Source organism: Sphingobium phenoxybenzoativorans, from assembly GCF_001757355.1.
Classification (GTDB): Bacteria; Pseudomonadota; Alphaproteobacteria; order Sphingomonadales; family Sphingomonadaceae; genus Sphingobium; species Sphingobium phenoxybenzoativorans.
Genome location: NZ_MINO01000043.1, coordinates 1 through 17,049 on the forward strand (window position 1 = coordinate 1; position 17,049 = coordinate 17,049).

15 protein-coding genes are annotated in these 17,049 nt (G+C 59.0%); 2 read left to right on the forward strand and 13 right to left on the reverse strand.

Annotated elements, in window-relative coordinates:
- The 6 genes from BHQ40_RS16915 to kce all read right to left on the reverse strand — a co-directional run.
- On the reverse strand, window positions 1–913 hold a 913-nt coding region (locus BHQ40_RS16915; RefSeq protein WP_171905888.1), incomplete at its 3' end, for an MFS transporter.
- Window positions 882–1,880 (reverse strand): VOC family protein, encoded by a 999-nt coding sequence (locus tag BHQ40_RS16920; RefSeq protein WP_070156997.1) that lies wholly within the window; start codon window positions 1,878–1,880, stop codon window positions 882–884. The genes BHQ40_RS16915 and BHQ40_RS16920, both read right to left, overlap by 32 nt.
- A 33-nt stretch (window positions 1,881–1,913) precedes the next feature.
- Window positions 1,914–2,471, reverse strand: coding sequence for a nuclear transport factor 2 family protein (locus BHQ40_RS16925; protein WP_070156998.1), 558 nt, complete (start codon window positions 2,469–2,471; stop codon window positions 1,914–1,916).
- An 86-nt stretch (window positions 2,472–2,557) separates the two neighbouring features.
- Entirely contained in the window at window positions 2,558–3,595 is a 1,038-nt protein-coding gene (locus BHQ40_RS16930; RefSeq protein ID WP_070156999.1) for an SMP-30/gluconolactonase/LRE family protein, read from the reverse strand.
- A complete protein-coding gene (locus BHQ40_RS16935; RefSeq protein ID WP_070157000.1) occupies window positions 3,592–4,740 on the reverse strand; it encodes an alpha/beta hydrolase family protein in 1,149 nt (382 codons plus the stop codon). The genes BHQ40_RS16930 and BHQ40_RS16935 overlap by 4 nt, the downstream gene beginning before the upstream one ends.
- An 82-nt stretch (window positions 4,741–4,822) precedes the next feature.
- On the reverse strand, window positions 4,823–5,749 hold the full coding sequence (gene kce, locus BHQ40_RS16940; protein WP_070157001.1) for a 3,5-dioxohexanoate:acetyl-CoA acetone transferase: 927 nt from the start codon (window positions 5,747–5,749) through the stop codon (window positions 4,823–4,825).
- 236 nt (window positions 5,750–5,985) lie between these two features.
- Between kce and BHQ40_RS16945 the strand changes: the two genes are divergently transcribed.
- Entirely contained in the window at window positions 5,986–6,462 is a 477-nt protein-coding gene (locus BHQ40_RS16945; RefSeq protein WP_070157002.1) for a MarR family winged helix-turn-helix transcriptional regulator, read from the forward strand.
- 98 nt (window positions 6,463–6,560) lie between these two features.
- Here the strand turns inward: BHQ40_RS16945 and BHQ40_RS16950 are convergent, their stop codons facing one another.
- The 4 genes from BHQ40_RS16950 to BHQ40_RS16965 all read right to left on the reverse strand — a co-directional run bounded on the left by BHQ40_RS16950 (window position 6,561) and on the right by BHQ40_RS16965 (window position 10,844).
- Complete coding sequence (locus BHQ40_RS16950) at window positions 6,561–7,184, reverse strand: superoxide dismutase (RefSeq protein ID WP_070157003.1); 624 nt, start codon at window positions 7,182–7,184, stop codon at window positions 6,561–6,563.
- Window positions 7,185–7,582: 398 nt separating this feature from the next.
- Window positions 7,583–8,581 carry a LysR family transcriptional regulator gene (locus tag BHQ40_RS16955; protein ID WP_070157004.1) on the reverse strand — a complete coding sequence of 333 codons (999 nt, stop codon included), beginning with the start codon at window positions 8,579–8,581 and terminating at the stop codon, window positions 7,583–7,585.
- Window positions 8,582–8,636: 55 nt separating this feature from the next.
- Window positions 8,637–10,028 (reverse strand): amidohydrolase family protein, encoded by a 1,392-nt coding sequence (locus BHQ40_RS16960; protein WP_070157005.1) that lies wholly within the window; start codon window positions 10,026–10,028, stop codon window positions 8,637–8,639.
- 84 nt (window positions 10,029–10,112) lie between these two features.
- On the reverse strand, window positions 10,113–10,844 hold the full coding sequence (locus BHQ40_RS16965) for an SDR family oxidoreductase (protein WP_070157006.1): 732 nt from the start codon (window positions 10,842–10,844) through the stop codon (window positions 10,113–10,115).
- A gap of 129 nt (window positions 10,845–10,973) precedes the next feature.
- Here BHQ40_RS16965 and BHQ40_RS16970 point away from each other — a divergent pair, with 129 nt between their 5' ends.
- Window positions 10,974–11,420 carry a MarR family winged helix-turn-helix transcriptional regulator gene (locus tag BHQ40_RS16970; RefSeq protein ID WP_070157007.1) on the forward strand — a complete coding sequence of 149 codons (447 nt, stop codon included), beginning with the start codon at window positions 10,974–10,976 and terminating at the stop codon, window positions 11,418–11,420.
- Between the two features lie 86 nt (window positions 11,421–11,506).
- Here BHQ40_RS16970 and BHQ40_RS16975 read toward each other — a convergent pair whose 3' ends face one another.
- The 3 genes from BHQ40_RS16975 to BHQ40_RS16985 form a co-directional block, all read right to left on the reverse strand.
- Window positions 11,507–13,624, reverse strand: a complete 2,118-nt coding sequence (locus BHQ40_RS16975) for a TonB-dependent receptor (protein ID WP_070157008.1) — start codon at window positions 13,622–13,624, stop codon at window positions 11,507–11,509.
- Window positions 13,625–13,848: 224 nt separating this feature from the next.
- Window positions 13,849–14,676: an MBL fold metallo-hydrolase gene (locus BHQ40_RS16980; protein ID WP_070157009.1), complete on the reverse strand. Its 828-nt coding sequence runs from the start codon at window positions 14,674–14,676 to the stop codon at window positions 13,849–13,851.
- Window positions 14,677–14,702: 26 nt separating this feature from the next.
- Complete coding sequence (locus tag BHQ40_RS16985) at window positions 14,703–16,961, reverse strand: TonB-dependent receptor (protein ID WP_070157010.1); 2,259 nt, start codon at window positions 16,959–16,961, stop codon at window positions 14,703–14,705.
- Window positions 16,962–17,049 lie beyond the last annotated feature (88 nt).

Below are 17,049 nucleotides of genomic sequence, written 5' to 3' on the forward strand. Positions count from 1 at the left end.
CCTCGACGAAATCGAGCAGGACTCCGGACACGACCCTGCCGATGGCGAGTCCCGCCGCGAGGGCCACCGTGACTTTGGGAAGCACAGCCCAATCCAGCCCGAGATCGGCGTAGATCGGAAAAATGTGAAAAGAGACGCCAAACATCGCGAACGCTTGAAGGAAGGCGCTGGCCTGCAATAGCCGATAGATTGGCATCCGGCGCGCTTCGCGAAGGTCGATGCCGTCCACGGTAACAGTCCCGGCAGTCTCTCGTTTCAGCTTGGCCAGCAGGACCGACAGAATAGCTGCCACAATGAGCGTCACGACCAGCGCGATACCGGCCAGGACGAGATAGGCGGTTCTCCAGCCATACACAGCGATAACACCGGCCGAGATCGCTGGCATAATCGCCGAGCCGAAGCTCTGACCCATGACGGCGAAACCCAGCGCACGCCCCAGATCGGCATCGAACCATCGCGGCATGAGAGAGACATAGAGCCCGACCCCAGTGCCTGCTCCGAGCAGGCCGGCGAGATAGGCGAGGCCAATGGCAACCGGCACCGATCCGCCTAGCAGGGCATGCGACGATATGATGATCGCGAGGCAAAGACCAGAGAGCGCGGTGACCCGTGCTTCTCCCACGCGCTGGATAACAGGACCGAGCAGCATCGACGCGCTGACCACGCCGAGCATGGCCGAAAGATACATGAACGCTGGAACTAGGCGGCCCCAGCCAAAAGCCTTCGTCAGTGGCAATATGAACGTCGTGGATACGGCCGCGTAGGTACAGGCATAGCCGGCGGCGAAGCCTGCGAATACGAGGGCTATGACGATCAATTTCTCGCCGCGGCCGGCGGTCGGGCCCGCCCTCATGAGCGCGGGGCCGACGGGGAGCCGAGCATCAGACTTCCGCGAGAGCGGCGAACGGCGCACTATAATAGCTGCGCGGCCGGGTCGAGAATTCAAACCAGTTGGAGTCAGCGCTCTCAATCTGAAACGAAAGGCTGCCATCGTCCTGATAGTCTGGATCGCTTACCTGACGAATATCGAATTTATCAGCCAGAGCCAACGCGCCGGCGTGGCGCGCGCGGAGTTCCTCCTGGTCGGAAACGAGCAAAATCCACCGATTATCCGCCGACTGATCCGCGACGTGGATGGGCCCAACCTGCACCCCAACGAAGCTGAAGTCACCGCCCCCGGAGGTAAACTGCGCGATGTCGGCACGCAACACCGATCGCAGACCGAGTACTTCCTCGTAAAAGCCACGCGCTTTTACGATATCGGCGACATCGACGGTACCATGCGTCATGAACGCCTCATCCCCAAGCACGAGCGATTTGGTCGACGCGATCGGCGTCGGAGGATTGATCATCTTCGCCGGATCGGTCGTACGGTTGTTATAGTCTCCCTTGGCGAACAGAAGTTCGTTCGTCATCGTGCCGCGGTTCTCGATCTCCCACCAATTGTCATCCTGATCGATGATGAAGAAGCCATAGGATTCGTGGATACCTGTGATCGGCCGCATCTTTCTGATGTGCCACTTCTCCTTCTCGGCCTTGGCCAGCGCGTAAAGACGATCAACCTCTTCCCTCGTGCCGACCGCGATGCCCCAGTGATTAAGCATCTTTTGCGGCTTTTCGACGCGCTTGACCTCGTGGACCTCAATGACAAAAAAATCACGCTCACCATTTTCCATCAGGTATTTCGCGCGTCGGTCACGAAGTAGCATCCGGTCCGGGGCGATGCGGACCGTTTCGAGACCCAGAAAATCCTCATACAACTTCTTCATGGCGTCGAGGTCTTGCGACACCATCGTGCCGGCAACGAGGTGGGTGAAGGAAGCCGCCGTCGCGAGATTGCCGCGTCCGTCGCTGATCAATTCTGGATATGTTTCGGCCATTTGTTCTATCCTCTCGAATGACGTGAGTGTGGTTCAGGCCTGGGAGACGCTGTTCGCTGCCTCGAAGAAGGGTACGGATGGATCGGCGCTCCCGCGCCCGCCCGGTGCACCCTGATTGAGGCGCGGATAATCCTCCTCGAGCCTGTCGACGCGGGTTCCGTCACTCACCAGCTGTCGATGGGCAATCTTCCAAACGCCCCCACGGCTTTCGAAGCGGTCCAGGTACCGGCAACGAGCCGTAATGTCGGCTTGGCCGTCTTCGCCGTTCGTATGAAGCAGGCACAGGATGTGGCTTTCCACACGAGCGTTGAGCCCCTCAAGTTCGACGTACTCGTTCGACAGAATGTGGCGGGTGGAGGTGAAGAGGGAGCCAAGGTTCTTCACCGCATCCCTGGTGAAAATGTTCGCCGGCCCATGGAAGAAGCCGTGATCGTCTGTCGCATCGTCGTGATAGCAGGATTGCATGATATCTGCGTCGCAGAGATCGGCGCCGCGGCAGTAGCGAATGAGGACATCACGAATGTCCTGTCGTGCCTTGAGTTCGCGGACCGTAATTTCGAGGGAGTTTTCCATGCCGAGGACATTGCTCATCGTCCTTCGCCTTGGAAAATCGCATTTGCCAATCTCAGGCATGGTGCTTGGCGATTAAGCGCCCGCCATGAGGGCGGCCATTGAGGTCACCAATGAGCGAGCGGCAGACCGCGGACGGGGCTCTTGAAGGACGGGATCGTTGTAGCGCGGAGGCCGCCGAGATAGACGGTATCAAGATCCGGGCCGCCAAATGTCACACTGGCAAGCCAGGTGCATAACGGGCCGCCGGTGTCCATCAGCGTCTGAAATGGAACGGGGGCTCCACTCGCAAATGCGGCCTCGAAAGCTTCGGTCGAAGCCGGCGTCCCATCATCCAGAAGCTGGAGAACATCGCCATCCGGGGTGATAGCGACCAGCCGATCTGCGAAGATCATCGTTGCCCACAGATTTCCGTAGCTGTCGAACGTAATGCCATCGATCACACCAGCGCCAAGGCTTTCGGGACCGTATGTCTCCCGCTGGCTCAGCGATCCGTCGGCAGCGACACGCAAACGGGTCACGCGCTTGCGGGTTGTCTCGGCGACATAGAGCCACTCCTCGTTCGCATCCATGCGAATCTCATTGGTGAACGCAAAGCCATCTGCAACGATGCGTGGGCCCTTGTCGTCAAGCAGGATGATGTAGCCATCGGCCAGGCCTTGGCAGATCGCGTCGCTCCACGGATTGACCGACGTCGAAACCGTGATCCAGATCCTGCCCTTGCTGTCGCGCAGGACGAAGTTCACCTTGCCGAGCGGCACGCCATCGATGCTCTCCATCAACACCCGACTCGCGCCATCCCGGCTCATCAGTTCCAGTCGATCGGTGCCGAAGTTCGCGATGAGGATGTCGCCGTTTTCGGCGAATGCGAGGCCGTTTGGCAGGGTACCTCGCAACAGGCTTTCCTCCGCCCGCGAGCCTATATCAAAGTGAGTATCGATTGCTTGCACGACCAGATGTTGCTCGCCATCGGTTTCTATCCGCATCACCCCGCCCCGTGCGTCAGCAGCCCATAGCGTTCCGTCGCGTTCCGCCAGGATGCATTCGGGACGCTGAAGATCCTGGCCCACATGTTTCACGAGGTTCCGGTCGAGCGCGAAGCCGATCAATGGGTTAGCCCCGCGACTCTGGCGGATAAGGGTCATGCCATGTCACCGAAGCGTTCGCTGATCCAGTCGGCGATATAGCTGCGAACCGGCTCCATATTGTCCGCGCTCACATGTTCGACGCCGCCTTCCCGATCCGTGAAGAACCGCAGGCTGCGCTCCGGGCTGTTGATCGCCTGGTCATGCGCCTGATGCGCATATTCCAGAGGGATCTGGCGATCATTCGACCCATGAACAACGAGAAAGGGAACCGTCATGTTCTGCATGTGGCCCTCGAGCGTGACCCGGGGAATGAAGTCCATGAACTCCTCCATGGTCTCCTTCCCCCAAACCCACATGACATGGTCCCAATAATGGGGGACGGGGCGATCGCCCTCTCTCGCCAGCCGACGACGCTGAAGCTCGCCCCAATTATGGTTGGCGCCCCAGGCCACGCACAGCTTGAAGCGCTTCTCATAACAGGCAGCGCGCGGCGCATAATAGCCGCCGAGCGACCAGCCCATCATTCCGATCCGCTCTGGATCCACGTCGGCCCTGGTTTCGAGATAGTCGACAGCAGCGCCGGCCCAGCGCTCCGATTCCACCACGGCTTTCAAACCACGGAGGCGAAGGGCCTCGCCGACACCGGGGTGGTCAATGGCCAAAACCGAGATGCCGCGCTCGGCGAACACGTCGCGGATCGCGAAGAAGATCATCTCCTTGACGCTGTCGAGCCCGTTGCAGAACACCATGCAGGGCCGCGGACCTTCACCGCGTCCGCGAATGAACAGACCAGGAAAGCTTGTGCCCTCATAAGGGATTTCAACCGTCTCAGCGTTGAGCCCCCCGGCGTCGATCGCCTTCTCCATGGTGTCCAGCATCGCGCGATACATCGCTTTGCGCGGCTCGTGATGCCGGCTCTGCATCCGCTCGGCGGTCATGTAATAAGCCGTGGCGCGCTGATATTTCTCCGACGCGCTCAAGCTATGACCGGCGGCGAGCGCTTCGTCCCCAAGTTGGACAAGGCGATCGGCCATTGCGCCCCAAGCCGCAAAGAAAGCTTCCGTACCCTCGTCCTCACCTCTGGACGCGATCTCCCGCACCTCATCATTGGCGCGATCCATCTCTCCCATGGCGCCGCCCATTGCGAGGCAGATATTGACCGAGAGGTTCCAGACGTAATTCCCGGGAAATGGTTCGTACATGTCGCTGATCCTTGCCACTCGACCGCTGATGGGCGGTCACGGTTCCGAAATTCGAGGGTGGGCCCATCGATGAATGGGCGGCTCAAATGCCAACCCGGTCGCCGCCTTTCAGCCCGAGCATCTCCCTCGCCTCCCCGGGTGTGGCGGGCTCTAGGCCAAGCTCATCCAGGATACGCACGATCTTGGTGACCTGGTCAGCATTGGAGGCGCTGAGCTGGCCTCGGCCGATATAGAGGCTGTCCTCAAGTCCTACGCGTACATGCCCCCCAAGCATCGCGGCCTGGGTCGCAAAGGGCATCTGATGCCGGCCGGCCGCTAAGACCGACCAGTGATAGGTGTCTGCGCCAAAAAGCCTCTGCGCCGTTCGATGCATAAAGGTAAGATTGTCGGGATCAGCACCGATGCCCCCCAGGACGCCGAAGACCATCTGGATGAAGAAAGGCGGTTTGATTAGCCCACGGTCGAGGAAATGCGCCACGGTGTAGAGATGCCCGACATCATAGCATTCATGCTCGAAGCGGGTACCACCTTCGCCGATCGATTCGAGAATGTAGGCGATGTCGCGAAATGTGTTTCGGAAAATGAAGTCATCGGAATTCCGCAGATAGGGCTCCTCCCAACCGTGCTTCCAGTTCGAGAATCGATCGGCGAGCGGAAACAGCCCAAAGTTCATGCTGCCCATGTTGAGCGAACACATCTCTGGTGAGAACCGGCTGGCAGCGCTGAGGCGCTCGGAAACTGCCATGCTCGGGCTACCGCCGGTCGTGAGGTTGATAACCGCGTCCGTCCGCTGGCGGATCGAAGGCAGAAACTGGCCGTAGACGTCCGGATCGCCGGTCGGCTCGCCGGTTTCCGGCACGCGCGCATGGAGATGAAGGATGGCGGCGCCGGCCTCTGCGGCGGCGACAGATTGATCAGCAATCTCTTGCGGGGTGACGGGGAGGGCATCAGACATGGTGGGCGTATGGATGCCGCCCGTGATCGCGCAGGTGATGATCGTCTTCTTCATTCGCGCTCGCTCCGAAAAAATGGCCGGAACGGGGACGCTTGAAACTGACCGCCAGCAAGATCCTTGGCTGATCGGCCACGAGGGCCTCCCCCACTCGACTATCGCGAGGCTTTAAGAGGACGGACGCCGCCACTGGAAATAGTGATGTGCGATGCCAGCAATCGCATGACGCAATGAGATAAGGCCGACCTGCAATGCTAGCACCTGCCGTAGGCAGCAATCGCCGGAAAAATCGCATGCCCCCTTATTCGCTGGAGACTTTCGATCCCGACATTTCGGTCGGCTACCTCATCAGGCGCGTTTTCAAGCTCTACCAGTCTGAGATCGAGAGCCGCTTCGCCGATCTCGACATCAGCTTCACGCAGTGGTCGGCGCTCATCCTGGTGGCGAAGGGCCTTGCGCAAACACCGAGCGACGTCGCACAGCTGATTGGAAACGACAGCGGCGCGACCACTCGGTTGATCGACGGGCTGGAACAACGCGGATTTATTTCGCGCACGCGCTGTACAGACGATCGCCGCGTCGTGCGGCTAACGCTGAGCGAAAAGGGAATGGCGGCAACCCTGTCGCTTGTACCGCGTGTGATGGATTATTGGAACGACCTGCTGTCCGATTTCACACTGGAGGAATCACAGCAGCTCGTTTCGCTGCTTCAGAGGGTGAAGAGCCGTCTCGAGGACCATGTAAACCATACTGCCGACAGAAGCGTGTGAACCCGCATCGTGCCGACCGAGTCCAGTCGGAAGCTATGTTGGGCAAAGGCGGGCGGCACGCGCCGGGGCGCGCGCTGTGCCTTCCAAAGGATCATCGGTCATGCGGGTTGATCGGCGCGCGATACACCACATCCGTCTAGATTCGAAGCAACGAAATCCCAGTTGATCGAATTGCGCAGGATCTTCTCAACATAAACTGGCCGGGAATTGCGATAGTCGATGTAATAGGCATGCTCCCACACATCGAGGATAAGAAGCGGCGTTGCGCCATGGGCCACGGGTGTGTCGGCGTCGTGATAAGACGTCACCTCAAGCTTACCATCCTTGAGATTGAGTGCCGCCCATCCACTGGCAAAATGACCGACGGCCTCGCCCTTGAGCCTCTCGAGCAGCCCTTCAAGCGATCCAAATCCCTCGTTTATGAGATCGAGGAGCGGACCGCTCGGGCTTTGCTTCGTCGGGCTCAGTCCCAGCCAGTAGAAGCTATGGTTCCAGATTTGTCCGACCTGATTGAAAAGACCATTGGGGCCGTTTGTTGCGGTACGCTTGATCAATTCCACCAGCGACTTGTCCTGAAGATCAGGGTCGCCAGCCACCAGTTCGTTCGCTTTGACGACATAAGCATTGTGATGCTTCCCGTGGTGAAAATCGAAGGTCTCTGGCGAGATGAGGTCACCAAAGGCGTCTCTGGCGTAAGGGAGCGGTGGCAAAATGAACGGCATGGAATATCCTCGGCTATAACAAGTTGGTCCGGCCGCGCGCTCGGCGGCGAGTGATGACGGGGCAGTTGTCCCGCCTGGGTCCATCGCGTGGTAGGCCTTCCGCTACAAAAAGGCGTCGAACAATTGGGAATTACGCTTGGCTACCAGATTACCGCGCCGGGCAGCGCTCGACGTGTCATGCTTCCACACGAACGTCATTCCGCTAAGTGACAATACAGATCACCAAGGCGCAGATCGCCAACGCGCACACGCTCGGCCACAAAAGTTCAGCGCCACCACCCTTGCAATGATTACCGTCGTACCAATCCATGCCGTTTTTCCTTTTTCTTAAAGGAGAGCATATTTATCGCGGGCTCCGCCTTCGCGCCGGCCGCCAATGCCTGAAGACGCGTCGGTCCCTACCGAATGGAATGGATTGTCGCGTGGCGTCGGGGTCTGTGTTCTTCGAGCTGATCGGAGAGAAGAGGCGTCTCGCCGTCCCGCTCGAGCCACTCTGCAGCGGTCTGACGAATAGCTGCCCGAAGCCAGATATGAGCCGGGTCATTTTGATGACGCGAATGCCACATCATCGCCTCGACGAGCGGTGGCATGGCATAGGGCGGCTGAAAGGACCTGATCTTCATCGCGCGCGCAGACAATTCTGCCATGCGCGCAGGCATTACACCGACGAGCGTGGAGTGGGCGACCATCGGGGCCACCAGCGGAAAATCCGCAACGACGACACTGGGCCGATAGCCGGGCCGATGCTCTTCGATCCACGCCGACTCGATCGTATTGACCGTGCCAAACATGTGTACGCCGACATGAGGATAGCTGAAAAGCTGATCGAGACTGGCTTTTCGCGTCAGCGGGTGATCGGCTGCGACGACGCATACGAACTCGTCACGGAAGAGCGGCTCTGCGTGTATCTTCTCAGGATTTGTCCCGCCGCAAAGCAGCGACATGTCGTCGGCCGTTATGCAGATATCGGCTTGCCCGGCATAGATCCTCTCTAGGGGGTTGTTGATGGGTTGCGTGACGAGCCGGATTCCGGGAGCTTGCCCTGCCAATTGTGCGACGAGATGAGGGAGAAAGATCGAGGCGCAGTAGTTCGACGCCATTACAGTGAACTCGTGCTCACTGGTGGCGGCATCGAAGAATGGCTCGGTATGGATCAGAAGCTCGATGCTTCGAAGCGCTTCCTGGACAGGTTCGACCAGCGACGCTCCGAAAGGTGTATGCTCGAGCTCTCGGCCGTTTCTGACCAACAGTTGATCGTCGAACTGGTAGCGCAGTCGCTGCAACATCCCGCTCATCGTCGGCTGCGTGACAAACAGGCGCTCTGCGGCCCTAGTGACATTCTTCTCACTTAGTAGGGCATTGAGCGCGCTTAAAAGATTGAGGTCGAACCTCGCCATCACTCCTCATCCTTTCGCTTCCGGCCGGCTTTTGCCGGCTCGCATTTCGCCAAATTCAATTTTGCAGGGCCGCCTCCACCGAGAGGCGATGTTGGGGGCTTTTCAACGGCTCATTTGCATCTGCGTAGACGCGATCCCGCGCTGCGTAGAACCGACGCGCAAGAGCATTGAGATCATGCCCGAAAAGCGTTCCGCCGCGCTTCACGATCCTGCCTGCGACCATTACTGTATCGACGTTCCTAGCGTCCATGTTGAGCGCGACAGCGCTTTTGAGGTCGTTGACCGGCATCACGTTGATCATGTCGGCGCGCAGCAGGACAAGGTCGGCCTGCAGGCCAGAAGCGATCCTGCCGATCTGATCTTGGAGTCGCGCATTAATCGCGCCCCCGATGGTCGCGTACCGCAGGAGGTCGTTGCAATCGATACAGGCCGGAGCCTCGGCCCCGCTATAACGGAGCTCATGGGACTGCATGCGCTGCAGCGCGTAGACGATCCGCATCTGCGTCCACATGTCTCCGGGAACGGACGTTTCGACATCGATGCCGATACTCGGGATAATTCCTACATCGATCGATGGTTGGATCGGCGGGACCCCGTGGCCCATCTGCATCTCGGCCGACGGGGTAAAGCATACCGACGTGTTTGTGTCGGCAACGACCCGCCATTCCTCGGACGTTAGCGTGTTGCAATGAACCAGCTGGACATGAGGTCCTAGCAGGCCCTCCTTGCCGAAACGGAGAATTTGCTCCTTTTCGCCAAACCCGTTCATGGCCGCGTGGACGGTGATGATGAGATCGGCATCCTTCGCCATGGCGAAATGCGCCTTCGCAACTTCGTCTGGGCAATGTTCGGGCGACGAACTTGCCAATGCCAAAGTCAGCAGCTGATCCCGAGAGGAAAAATCCTCCTTCTGCAAACGCAAAAGGTCGTGAGGCCATTGATGACCGCGATCCTGGCGACCCGGCGGGCCGTAGCCGAATACGGTCCTCAAACCAGCATCCCGAAGGGCCGCGATCGCCGCCGACGTGTGCTCTGGCGTGGTCTGGATGTGCGCCCAGTCGAAGACCGTCGTGATGCCGGCATCAAGCGCACCCAGCGCGCTCAGCAACGTCCCGAGATAGACGTCATCGGGCGTATATGCCGACGCAAAGCCATGATTGACCCTATGAAAATACTCCATGAGGTTGTCGGTCGGCAGAGCGTGGCGAGCAATTCCCTCCCAAAGATGGCGATGCCCGTCGATGAATCCCGGCATCGCGATCATATTCGACGCCTCGATCACTTTAGCGTCGGGCGCGTCGATGTGCGGAGCAACGGCAACGATTTTGCCGTCTTCAATGAGGATGTCTCCACTGCCAAGGTCGCCCGCGGCTTCATCCATGGTTACGATGCCACACCCCCGGATGAGAAGCGGGCGTGAAGAGGAGGAACTACGCGGGTTTGACATGGTACAGTCTCGTGGTTGGTTTAAGTATCGACAGAAGCGGAGTGACGGGTTCCTGTAGGGCTCCCGTCCAGCTTCAGGGGAACGTCAGCCCTGGAAGGAACCGCCGAATTTGGCGGGCACGAGATCAGCGCGTGCTTCGCCGCTTCGGATCAACTCGAGGATCTTTTCCGCGACGAGCTCAGGCGGCTGAGCCATCTGGCTGGCGCGGCTCCGGAGGTTGCCGGCGGCTTCCTCACCGCCCTTGATGACGTCGTAGAACTCCGTGGCGGTGATGAAGGGATACATCGTCGAAACCGCGATGCCGGCGTCTGCAAGCTCTAGCCGTGCGACGTCGGACAGCATGTTCAGCGCGCATTTGGAGCTCGTGTAGGCGCCAGATCCCGGTTGCGCAGCGAATGTGGCACCCGAGCTGACGTTAACGATGCTCCCGGCCCCCTGATCTTTCATTATGGGAATGACGGCCTGGATCGTCAGGAGCGGAGCAACGACGTTGAGCTCGAGGACACTGCGATATTCCGCAGGATCGATTTCCTCTACCGATGCCTGCAGGCCCTGGCCGGCATTGTTCACCAGACCATCGATGCGGCCGAACTTCTCGAGCGTGGCCGCGACCGCCTGGCGAATTTGGGCGGCGTCAGTCACATCACAGGGGACGGCAAGCGCATTTTCCAGTTCCGATGCGAGCTTCTCAATGCGATCTGCTCGCCGCGCGAGCAAGGCGACGCGCGCACCCGCTTTCGACGCAGCCCGGGCCGTCGCTTCGCCAATTCCGGACGACGCGCCCGTCAGGATGATAACGCTTCCATCAATTTCCATCTGGCAGATCCTTCGTTATGAATGCGGTGTGACACCGTCTTGTCGACTGGAGCGGCTTCGCACGCCTCTCTAGCGCGACTCTTGCAAACTAGCTATCATATGATAGCCATTTTTCAAATGGGGATATGTGTGAACGAGGGTGAAGCGCGGCGCCTCTTTGAGTTGGCCGACGTGGTGCATGGCATCAGCCGGCAACTGCCGCCCCCGAGCAACCTGGAGCCGGCCATCTGCAGCCCGATTGAGATTCACGTGATGCGCTGCATTCACCAGAATCCCGGGAGCGCTGCTCGCGTGATCGCCGACGCCACACGTCTGCCCTCGAGCAACTTTTCGAGGGTCCTTCGTGGCCTTGAGGCCAAGGGTCTAGCGCGGCGGGAAGCCGATGAGCGGGACGCGCGCAGCGTCAATCTCTACCTCACCGATCTTGCCGAAAGGAATTTTGTGCGCATGCGCGACGCATGGAGCGAAGCGCTCCATGGAATTATCGACGATCCGTCGCTGATCGACATCGTCAACGAGACGCTGCGCCGCGTCGAGAAGGCGCTGATCGAGCGGCGTCAGCAATCCGCGCCTTGAAGCCCGGTCCCTCTGAAATCTGAGGCGAGCAGCATCCCCTTTAGCTGCTGCTCGCCTGCTACAACCCACGTACGAGACCGGTGTGCTTAGTACTTGAAGCCTAGAGACAAGCCGAACGTCCGCGGCGGTTCGAGAAACGCCACCGTCTGATAAGGCGGCGGCGAGGTCACGCCAGAGATTGTGGAGGCGATCGCCTTGCCCTCAACATTCTTCATCCACACACCCAGCGTCCATTTGTCGCCGGGAGCCGAGTAGGTAATCGAAACATCGGACTTGGTGTAAGCCTTCTGCCGGGCGTTCGCGCTGTGGTCGAAGGTCCCCCAGTAGCTCGTGGAGAAATAGGTTGAGCCCCGAGCGGCGATGTTGCCACCACTGGCCAGCTCAAACCGATGCTCGTAGGAGACCGAGCCTGAGAGATCAGGCGTATACTGCATCTGCAGCCCATTGAGGTCCGTTGCGCCCGGGCCGGACACGAAACTGCCATACCGGCCATGCGTATAGGCCAGATTGATGCTCAACGTGTCTGCGGGTGTGGGGTCGATATTAGCCGTCAGCTGCGCCCCCCAGATGGTCGCCTTCGGTGCGTTGTACAGGACCTGCTGACCAAGGCCGGCATTATAGGCCTGGATGATGAGGTCGCGATATCGGTAGTAATAGCCTTCGCTGTTCAATGTCAGCCACGGGGCAATATCGCGCGACTTGAAGCCCGCGGTGAAGGCCAGGAGGTGCTGTGGCTTGACCTCTTTGTTGAAGGTTGTCGCATTGGGATAAGTATTAAGGGTTCCAGGCGCATAGCCTGTCTGCACATTTCCGTAGAGCATGGTCCGGCTTGTCAGATCATACTCGACCCCACCCTTCGCATCGACGTTTGTCCAGCCCTTGTCGAATGACACCGGCGGCTGAAAACAGGTGCCGAAGAAGCAGGCGCGGCCTACGCCTTCGAGCTGCAACTCATCGCGGGACACACGAGCGCCACCTACGAGACGAAGCGCTGGCGTGACAGAGTAGGTCAGCTGCGCGAAGCCGGAGTAGCTCTTCTGCCGGATCAGATCGAAGATATTCCCGAACTCATTTATACCAAATCGACTGTCATAATGGGCATTGGCCTTGAACCAATCGAGTCCGGCGATCCACTGAAGTGGCGCCCCGCCCGAAGAGGAAAGCCGAAGGCTTTGCGTGTATTGCGTATAGTCCGAATTGTAAGTCTGATCGTTGCCAACGAGCGAGCGGAGGCTGTCCTCTTTCTGGAAGAGACGCGCCGCGATGTATTGGATCGTGGCCCCACCAAGGTCATAGCTGATATCGACCGATTGGGTGTCGTAGCGATACCGGCGAAAGCCTCGTGTCGTATCCGCGCCCGTCACGGGATCGTTGGGGGCAATGAACCAGGGACTACGGTTCTCCGGCGTCGGCAGATAGACGGTGACGGCCGGCTTGCCCCTGTCCTGATAATATATTCCGCGGAGTAGGATCTTGAGGTCGTCCACAGGCTTCAGGGACAGCGTGGCCTTCGCAGCGAAGGAATTGCCCGCCTCATTACCCGAAGTCTGGTACCCGTCATGTCGGCGATAATCGAGACCGCCCCTGAACGCTATACTTTCACCGAGGGGAACGTTGACGATCCCGCTCGCATGAACCGCGTCATAATTGCCGTATTCGAAATTGCCCTGTGCCTCGAGGTTGTCCGTGGGCACCTTTGAACTCATGATGATCGCACCGCCGCCAGCGCTGCGACCATATAGGACACCCTGCGGCCCAGGCAGGACCTGCACACTGTCGAGGTCGAGAAACGAGCCGGCACTCGCGTAGCGTGGCAGATAGACGCCATCGCTGTTCAAGGCGACCATTTCAGGGATCCAGTAGAAATCGACCGTTGATCCGATGCCGCGGATATTGACCTGGGTTGCGTTATTCTGCTTTCCAAAGTGCGCTGCGGGCGTCAGTACCTGCGCCTCGCGAATATCGAGAATACGTTGGCGCGTCAGGATCTCGCTGCTCAAAACCGTCACCGCCGCGGGTGTCTTCTGGAGCGATGTGCGGCCCTTCAGCGCGGTCACCACGATGTCCGCAGACCCCTCGTCCGTTGCACCGTCGGTCTGCTGCGCATCTTGCTGCGTGCTGGTCGACGCGGGGACATCCTGCGCATTCGCTGGTGCGATCGCCATCATGGCCGATGCGCTCATCAGGACGAACTTCAGCTTCATAACACCCTCCCTCTTTGCTTATTCGAGGGTGAAATGCGCGCGGTCTGCACTCTGAGGAAATTGTAATAGCCGATACGAAGGATGGCCTGTAACGATAGCGACGGCGGCCGACTGCGACGGCGCATCCGGATCGTCGCCGAAGTCACCGCTTCTGCGCCTACGATATCCTCAAGTCGGCGATGTTCCGGGATACCGTCCGATATGGAATCGGGCAGTCATACCAATCAGCAGGTTAGGAGAAACTCGTCGAGAGCGGCCTTCATTTCAGGCGTGGTGAGGTCGACGCTCTCACCATGACCTGCGAAAATACGAGAGAATGTCTCCTCCCGGAGGGCGCGGAGTGACTGCAATTGTTTTCGCCAGTTATACCAGCAATATTCCTCGTAGGCTCGAAGCTTGCCGGTTTCACTGTCCCAAGCCAAACTGTCGCCCGTAAACAGCGTTCGGTCATCAAACAGGTACATCACGCTACCACGCGTATGCCCGGGCACGAACAGCACTTTGATCTGTCGACCAGGTCCGGCGGGCTCAGCCCCTCGCATGATGTCCGTTGCGAAGGGTGCACTCGAGGCATCGGCCTCATGGATCCAAACTCTTGAGCCGAAATGTTCCGCGTACGTTTTTGCATCGGCCACATCGTCCCGATGGGTGAGAAGGATGTGGTCGAGGCCACCCATGCTGGCAATCCAGTCGGCCAGGGCCGGGTTCCAGCGCGGCCCATCGATCATGAACCTCCAACCGCCATGTATCGCGAAATAAGAATGGGCACCGTATGATGATTTAGCGTTGAACCCAAGCCGATAGGCGCCATCGCCAAGATCCTGTGGGAACAGGTCCCTAGGCCGCTCCAAATCCGATGGTGCTCCGACTGCTCCTACCGGGCATACCGCAGCCGCCCGCCAAGCAGCATCAATCTCGGCCGCCCCGTCTGGTTGGCGTACAAAAGCGGACTTGCCCCCGCGCTCCTTGATGAAGGCGGGCGCCATGGTTCGGGATGCCATGCAATTAATGCAGCGATCCTTGATATGCCACTTTGAATGTTCCGACGGCATTCCGAACCAACCCCTGACGCTGCAGCCTAAAATTTGACCTCGACACCTCCGCCGATCGTCCGAGGCTCTGTCATGTAACGGACGTCCGCATTGATGGTGGTCGAGACCTGCGCCGCAACCTTCGAATTTGTCAGGTTTCGGCCAAAGACGCGGAAGCGCACGTGGCCGGATGGCTCTGTCCAGCTGATCTCTCCCGCAACCAGCGAATATGCCGGCTGAAAGAGCCTCAGGTCTGGCTCGCCATACCATCGTGCGCTGCGGAACCAGCTGCCGTTGAGCCCGATCTTACCACCCGCAAGATCGGTTTCATAGTTTGCCGATAGCGTGAGCGTCTTATCTGGCGTGCGTGGCGTTTGATTGCCCGACGCATTCCCGTTGGGATTGATGGTGTTGCCGCCGCCAGGAAGGGGGTTGGAGATCGGCGCATTCTGACTGAAATCCTTGAACCGCGAATTTAGATAGCTTCCGGCCGCCTTCAGAGTCAGTCCCTGGAATGGGGCGACAGTTAGTTCGACTTCCGCGCCATAGGCGCGCGCGGATGCCGCATTGCGGATATTGGAAACGCCATTGAAATACAGGATCAACTGTAAGTTATCTGCCGTCTGATAATAAGCTGAGGCATTGAAACGGACCTTTCGATCGAATGCATCGAGCTTCACGCCAACTTCGAACGCATCCACAATTTCCGGCTTCAATTCGGAACCGGTTTCAGTCTGAACATCAAATCCGCCGCTCTTGAAACCGCGATTGTATGACGCGTAGACGAGCGCGCTCGGCGTGATGCTGTAATCCGCGGCTAGGCGCCAACTCGGTTTGGCAGTCGAGCCACGGCGGTCGGGATAAGCGGTCGTCGTGATCCCACCGAACTGTGGTGGCACAAACGTCAAGTTCGTCGTTGTGGTGTTATGGTAGACATACCTATCATACGTGAACCTGATACCCGCGGTCAGATTGAGGCGGTCGGTTACAGGGTAGGTCCCTTGAGCATAACCCGCGACCGAATTGACCACGTTACTAGCGTCCTGCGCGATCGCGATCGGGCCCGGTGCAGAGGTCAGCAGCGGGTAAAGGGTGGGGTTATTTTCACTGCCTCCCGAGTCTCCCCTGAAGTAGAACGCGCCGACAATCCATTTGAAGGCGCTGTCATCGGGTGCGAGAAGCTGCAACTCCTGCGAGAATTGCTTTTGCTTGATCAACCCATCGATCGTCACCGTCGGGACGGGCAGCGCTCCGGCATCAAAGGCGACTGAGAACTTTGAGTCCCGATATGCAGTGATCGAATGTAGCGAGGCGAAACCCAGATCTTGGGTATAATCGGCGCTAATGCCCCACCCCTTCGAATGTCGGAAGGGACGCGCCAGAGAAGACGTGCTGTCCCAGGCACCGCCGGGAAAGAGATAGCCGCCGGTTGCCGGGCGGTTCGGCAACGGCGAGAACGTCACGAAGGTGCTCGCCAGCGTGTCGCTATAGTCAGCCGCGATCTTCAGTTTGCTCGAGTCGCTTATGTCGATCAGCACCTTGGAGCGAATGGAAAAGTCGTGATCGACCTGGTTCACGTCTTGACCAGTGAGGATGTTGCGTCCCCAGCCCTTGCCCTGATGGCTGTAGCGGACGGCAAGATCTCCAGCCATGTTGTCGGTAAGTCCACTTGCGACATAAGCACTGGCAGTGATCGTCTGCCACTCGTCATACGTTAGCCCTGCCTGAAATTGCGGGCTGAAACTTGGGTCCTTCGTGATGATGTTAACGAGCCCGCCGCTCGCGTTCCGACCGAACAGCGTGCCTTGCGGGCCCTTAAGAACCTCGATCCGCTCGATATTGTTGAGGGTGGTTAGCGCGCTTGCACCACCTGCCAGATAAACGCCATCAACATAGGTTGCGACACTGGACTCGTAACCGGCCTGCTGGCCCGCCGCGCCGATACCCCGAATGTAGGGCGCTGCAAGCCCGATCGCCTGCTGGAACTGAAAGCCCGGCGTAACCCGCCCGATATCGGCGGTGGTGGTCACGCCAGCGGTTTCCAGCGTCGTCGCTGTGAGCGCGGTTACCGAGATCGGAACCTTCTGCAGATTTTCGCCGCGGCGCTGCGCCGTCACGATGATGTCGCCTACGCCGCCCGACGACGTATCCGTATCAGCTGGCGCTTCTGGCGCAATGTTATTTCGCGATGGTGCAGGCGGTTCAGCGCGCTGACCGTTATCCGCTACGTCCGAATTCTGGGCGAAGGCCGGCGATGCTGCCGTCGCCAGCAGCATGCAGATGAGTGCACGCACGTTGCCGTTCATTCTAGTTCCTCCCCAGGTGACGATTTGTCTTATTATTCGATCGCTAAACTTTAGCGGCCGTCGGGATTTTGGCTCAAATCGCTATTGG

What these genes read in the sequence shown, in the direction of transcription:
- BHQ40_RS16920 (WP_070156997.1), bottom strand. Translation starts at nt 1,880, where the DNA reads ATGGCCGAAACATATCCAGAATTGATCAGCGACGGACGCGGCAATCTC.
- BHQ40_RS16925 (WP_070156998.1), bottom strand. Translation starts at nt 2,471, where the DNA reads ATGAGCAATGTCCTCGGCATGGAAAACTCCCTCGAAATTACGGTCCGC.
- BHQ40_RS16930 (WP_070156999.1), bottom strand. Translation starts at nt 3,595, where the DNA reads ATGACCCTTATCCGCCAGAGTCGCGGGGCTAACCCATTGATCGGCTTC.
- BHQ40_RS16935 (WP_070157000.1), bottom strand. Translation starts at nt 4,740, where the DNA reads ATGTACGAACCATTTCCCGGGAATTACGTCTGGAACCTCTCGGTCAAT.
- kce (WP_070157001.1), bottom strand. Translation starts at nt 5,749, where the DNA reads ATGAAGAAGACGATCATCACCTGCGCGATCACGGGCGGCATCCATACG.
- BHQ40_RS16945 (WP_070157002.1), top strand. Translation starts at nt 5,986, where the DNA reads ATGCCCCCTTATTCGCTGGAGACTTTCGATCCCGACATTTCGGTCGGC.
- BHQ40_RS16950 (WP_070157003.1), bottom strand. Translation starts at nt 7,184, where the DNA reads ATGCCGTTCATTTTGCCACCGCTCCCTTACGCCAGAGACGCCTTTGGT.
- BHQ40_RS16955 (WP_070157004.1), bottom strand. Translation starts at nt 8,581, where the DNA reads ATGGCGAGGTTCGACCTCAATCTTTTAAGCGCGCTCAATGCCCTACTA.
- BHQ40_RS16960 (WP_070157005.1), bottom strand. Translation starts at nt 10,028, where the DNA reads ATGTCAAACCCGCGTAGTTCCTCCTCTTCACGCCCGCTTCTCATCCGG.
- BHQ40_RS16965 (WP_070157006.1), bottom strand. Translation starts at nt 10,844, where the DNA reads ATGGAAATTGATGGAAGCGTTATCATCCTGACGGGCGCGTCGTCCGGA.
- BHQ40_RS16975 (WP_070157008.1), bottom strand. Translation starts at nt 13,624, where the DNA reads ATGAAGCTGAAGTTCGTCCTGATGAGCGCATCGGCCATGATGGCGATC.
- BHQ40_RS16980 (WP_070157009.1), bottom strand. Translation starts at nt 14,676, where the DNA reads ATGCCGTCGGAACATTCAAAGTGGCATATCAAGGATCGCTGCATTAAT.
- BHQ40_RS16985 (WP_070157010.1), bottom strand. Translation starts at nt 16,961, where the DNA reads ATGAACGGCAACGTGCGTGCACTCATCTGCATGCTGCTGGCGACGGCA.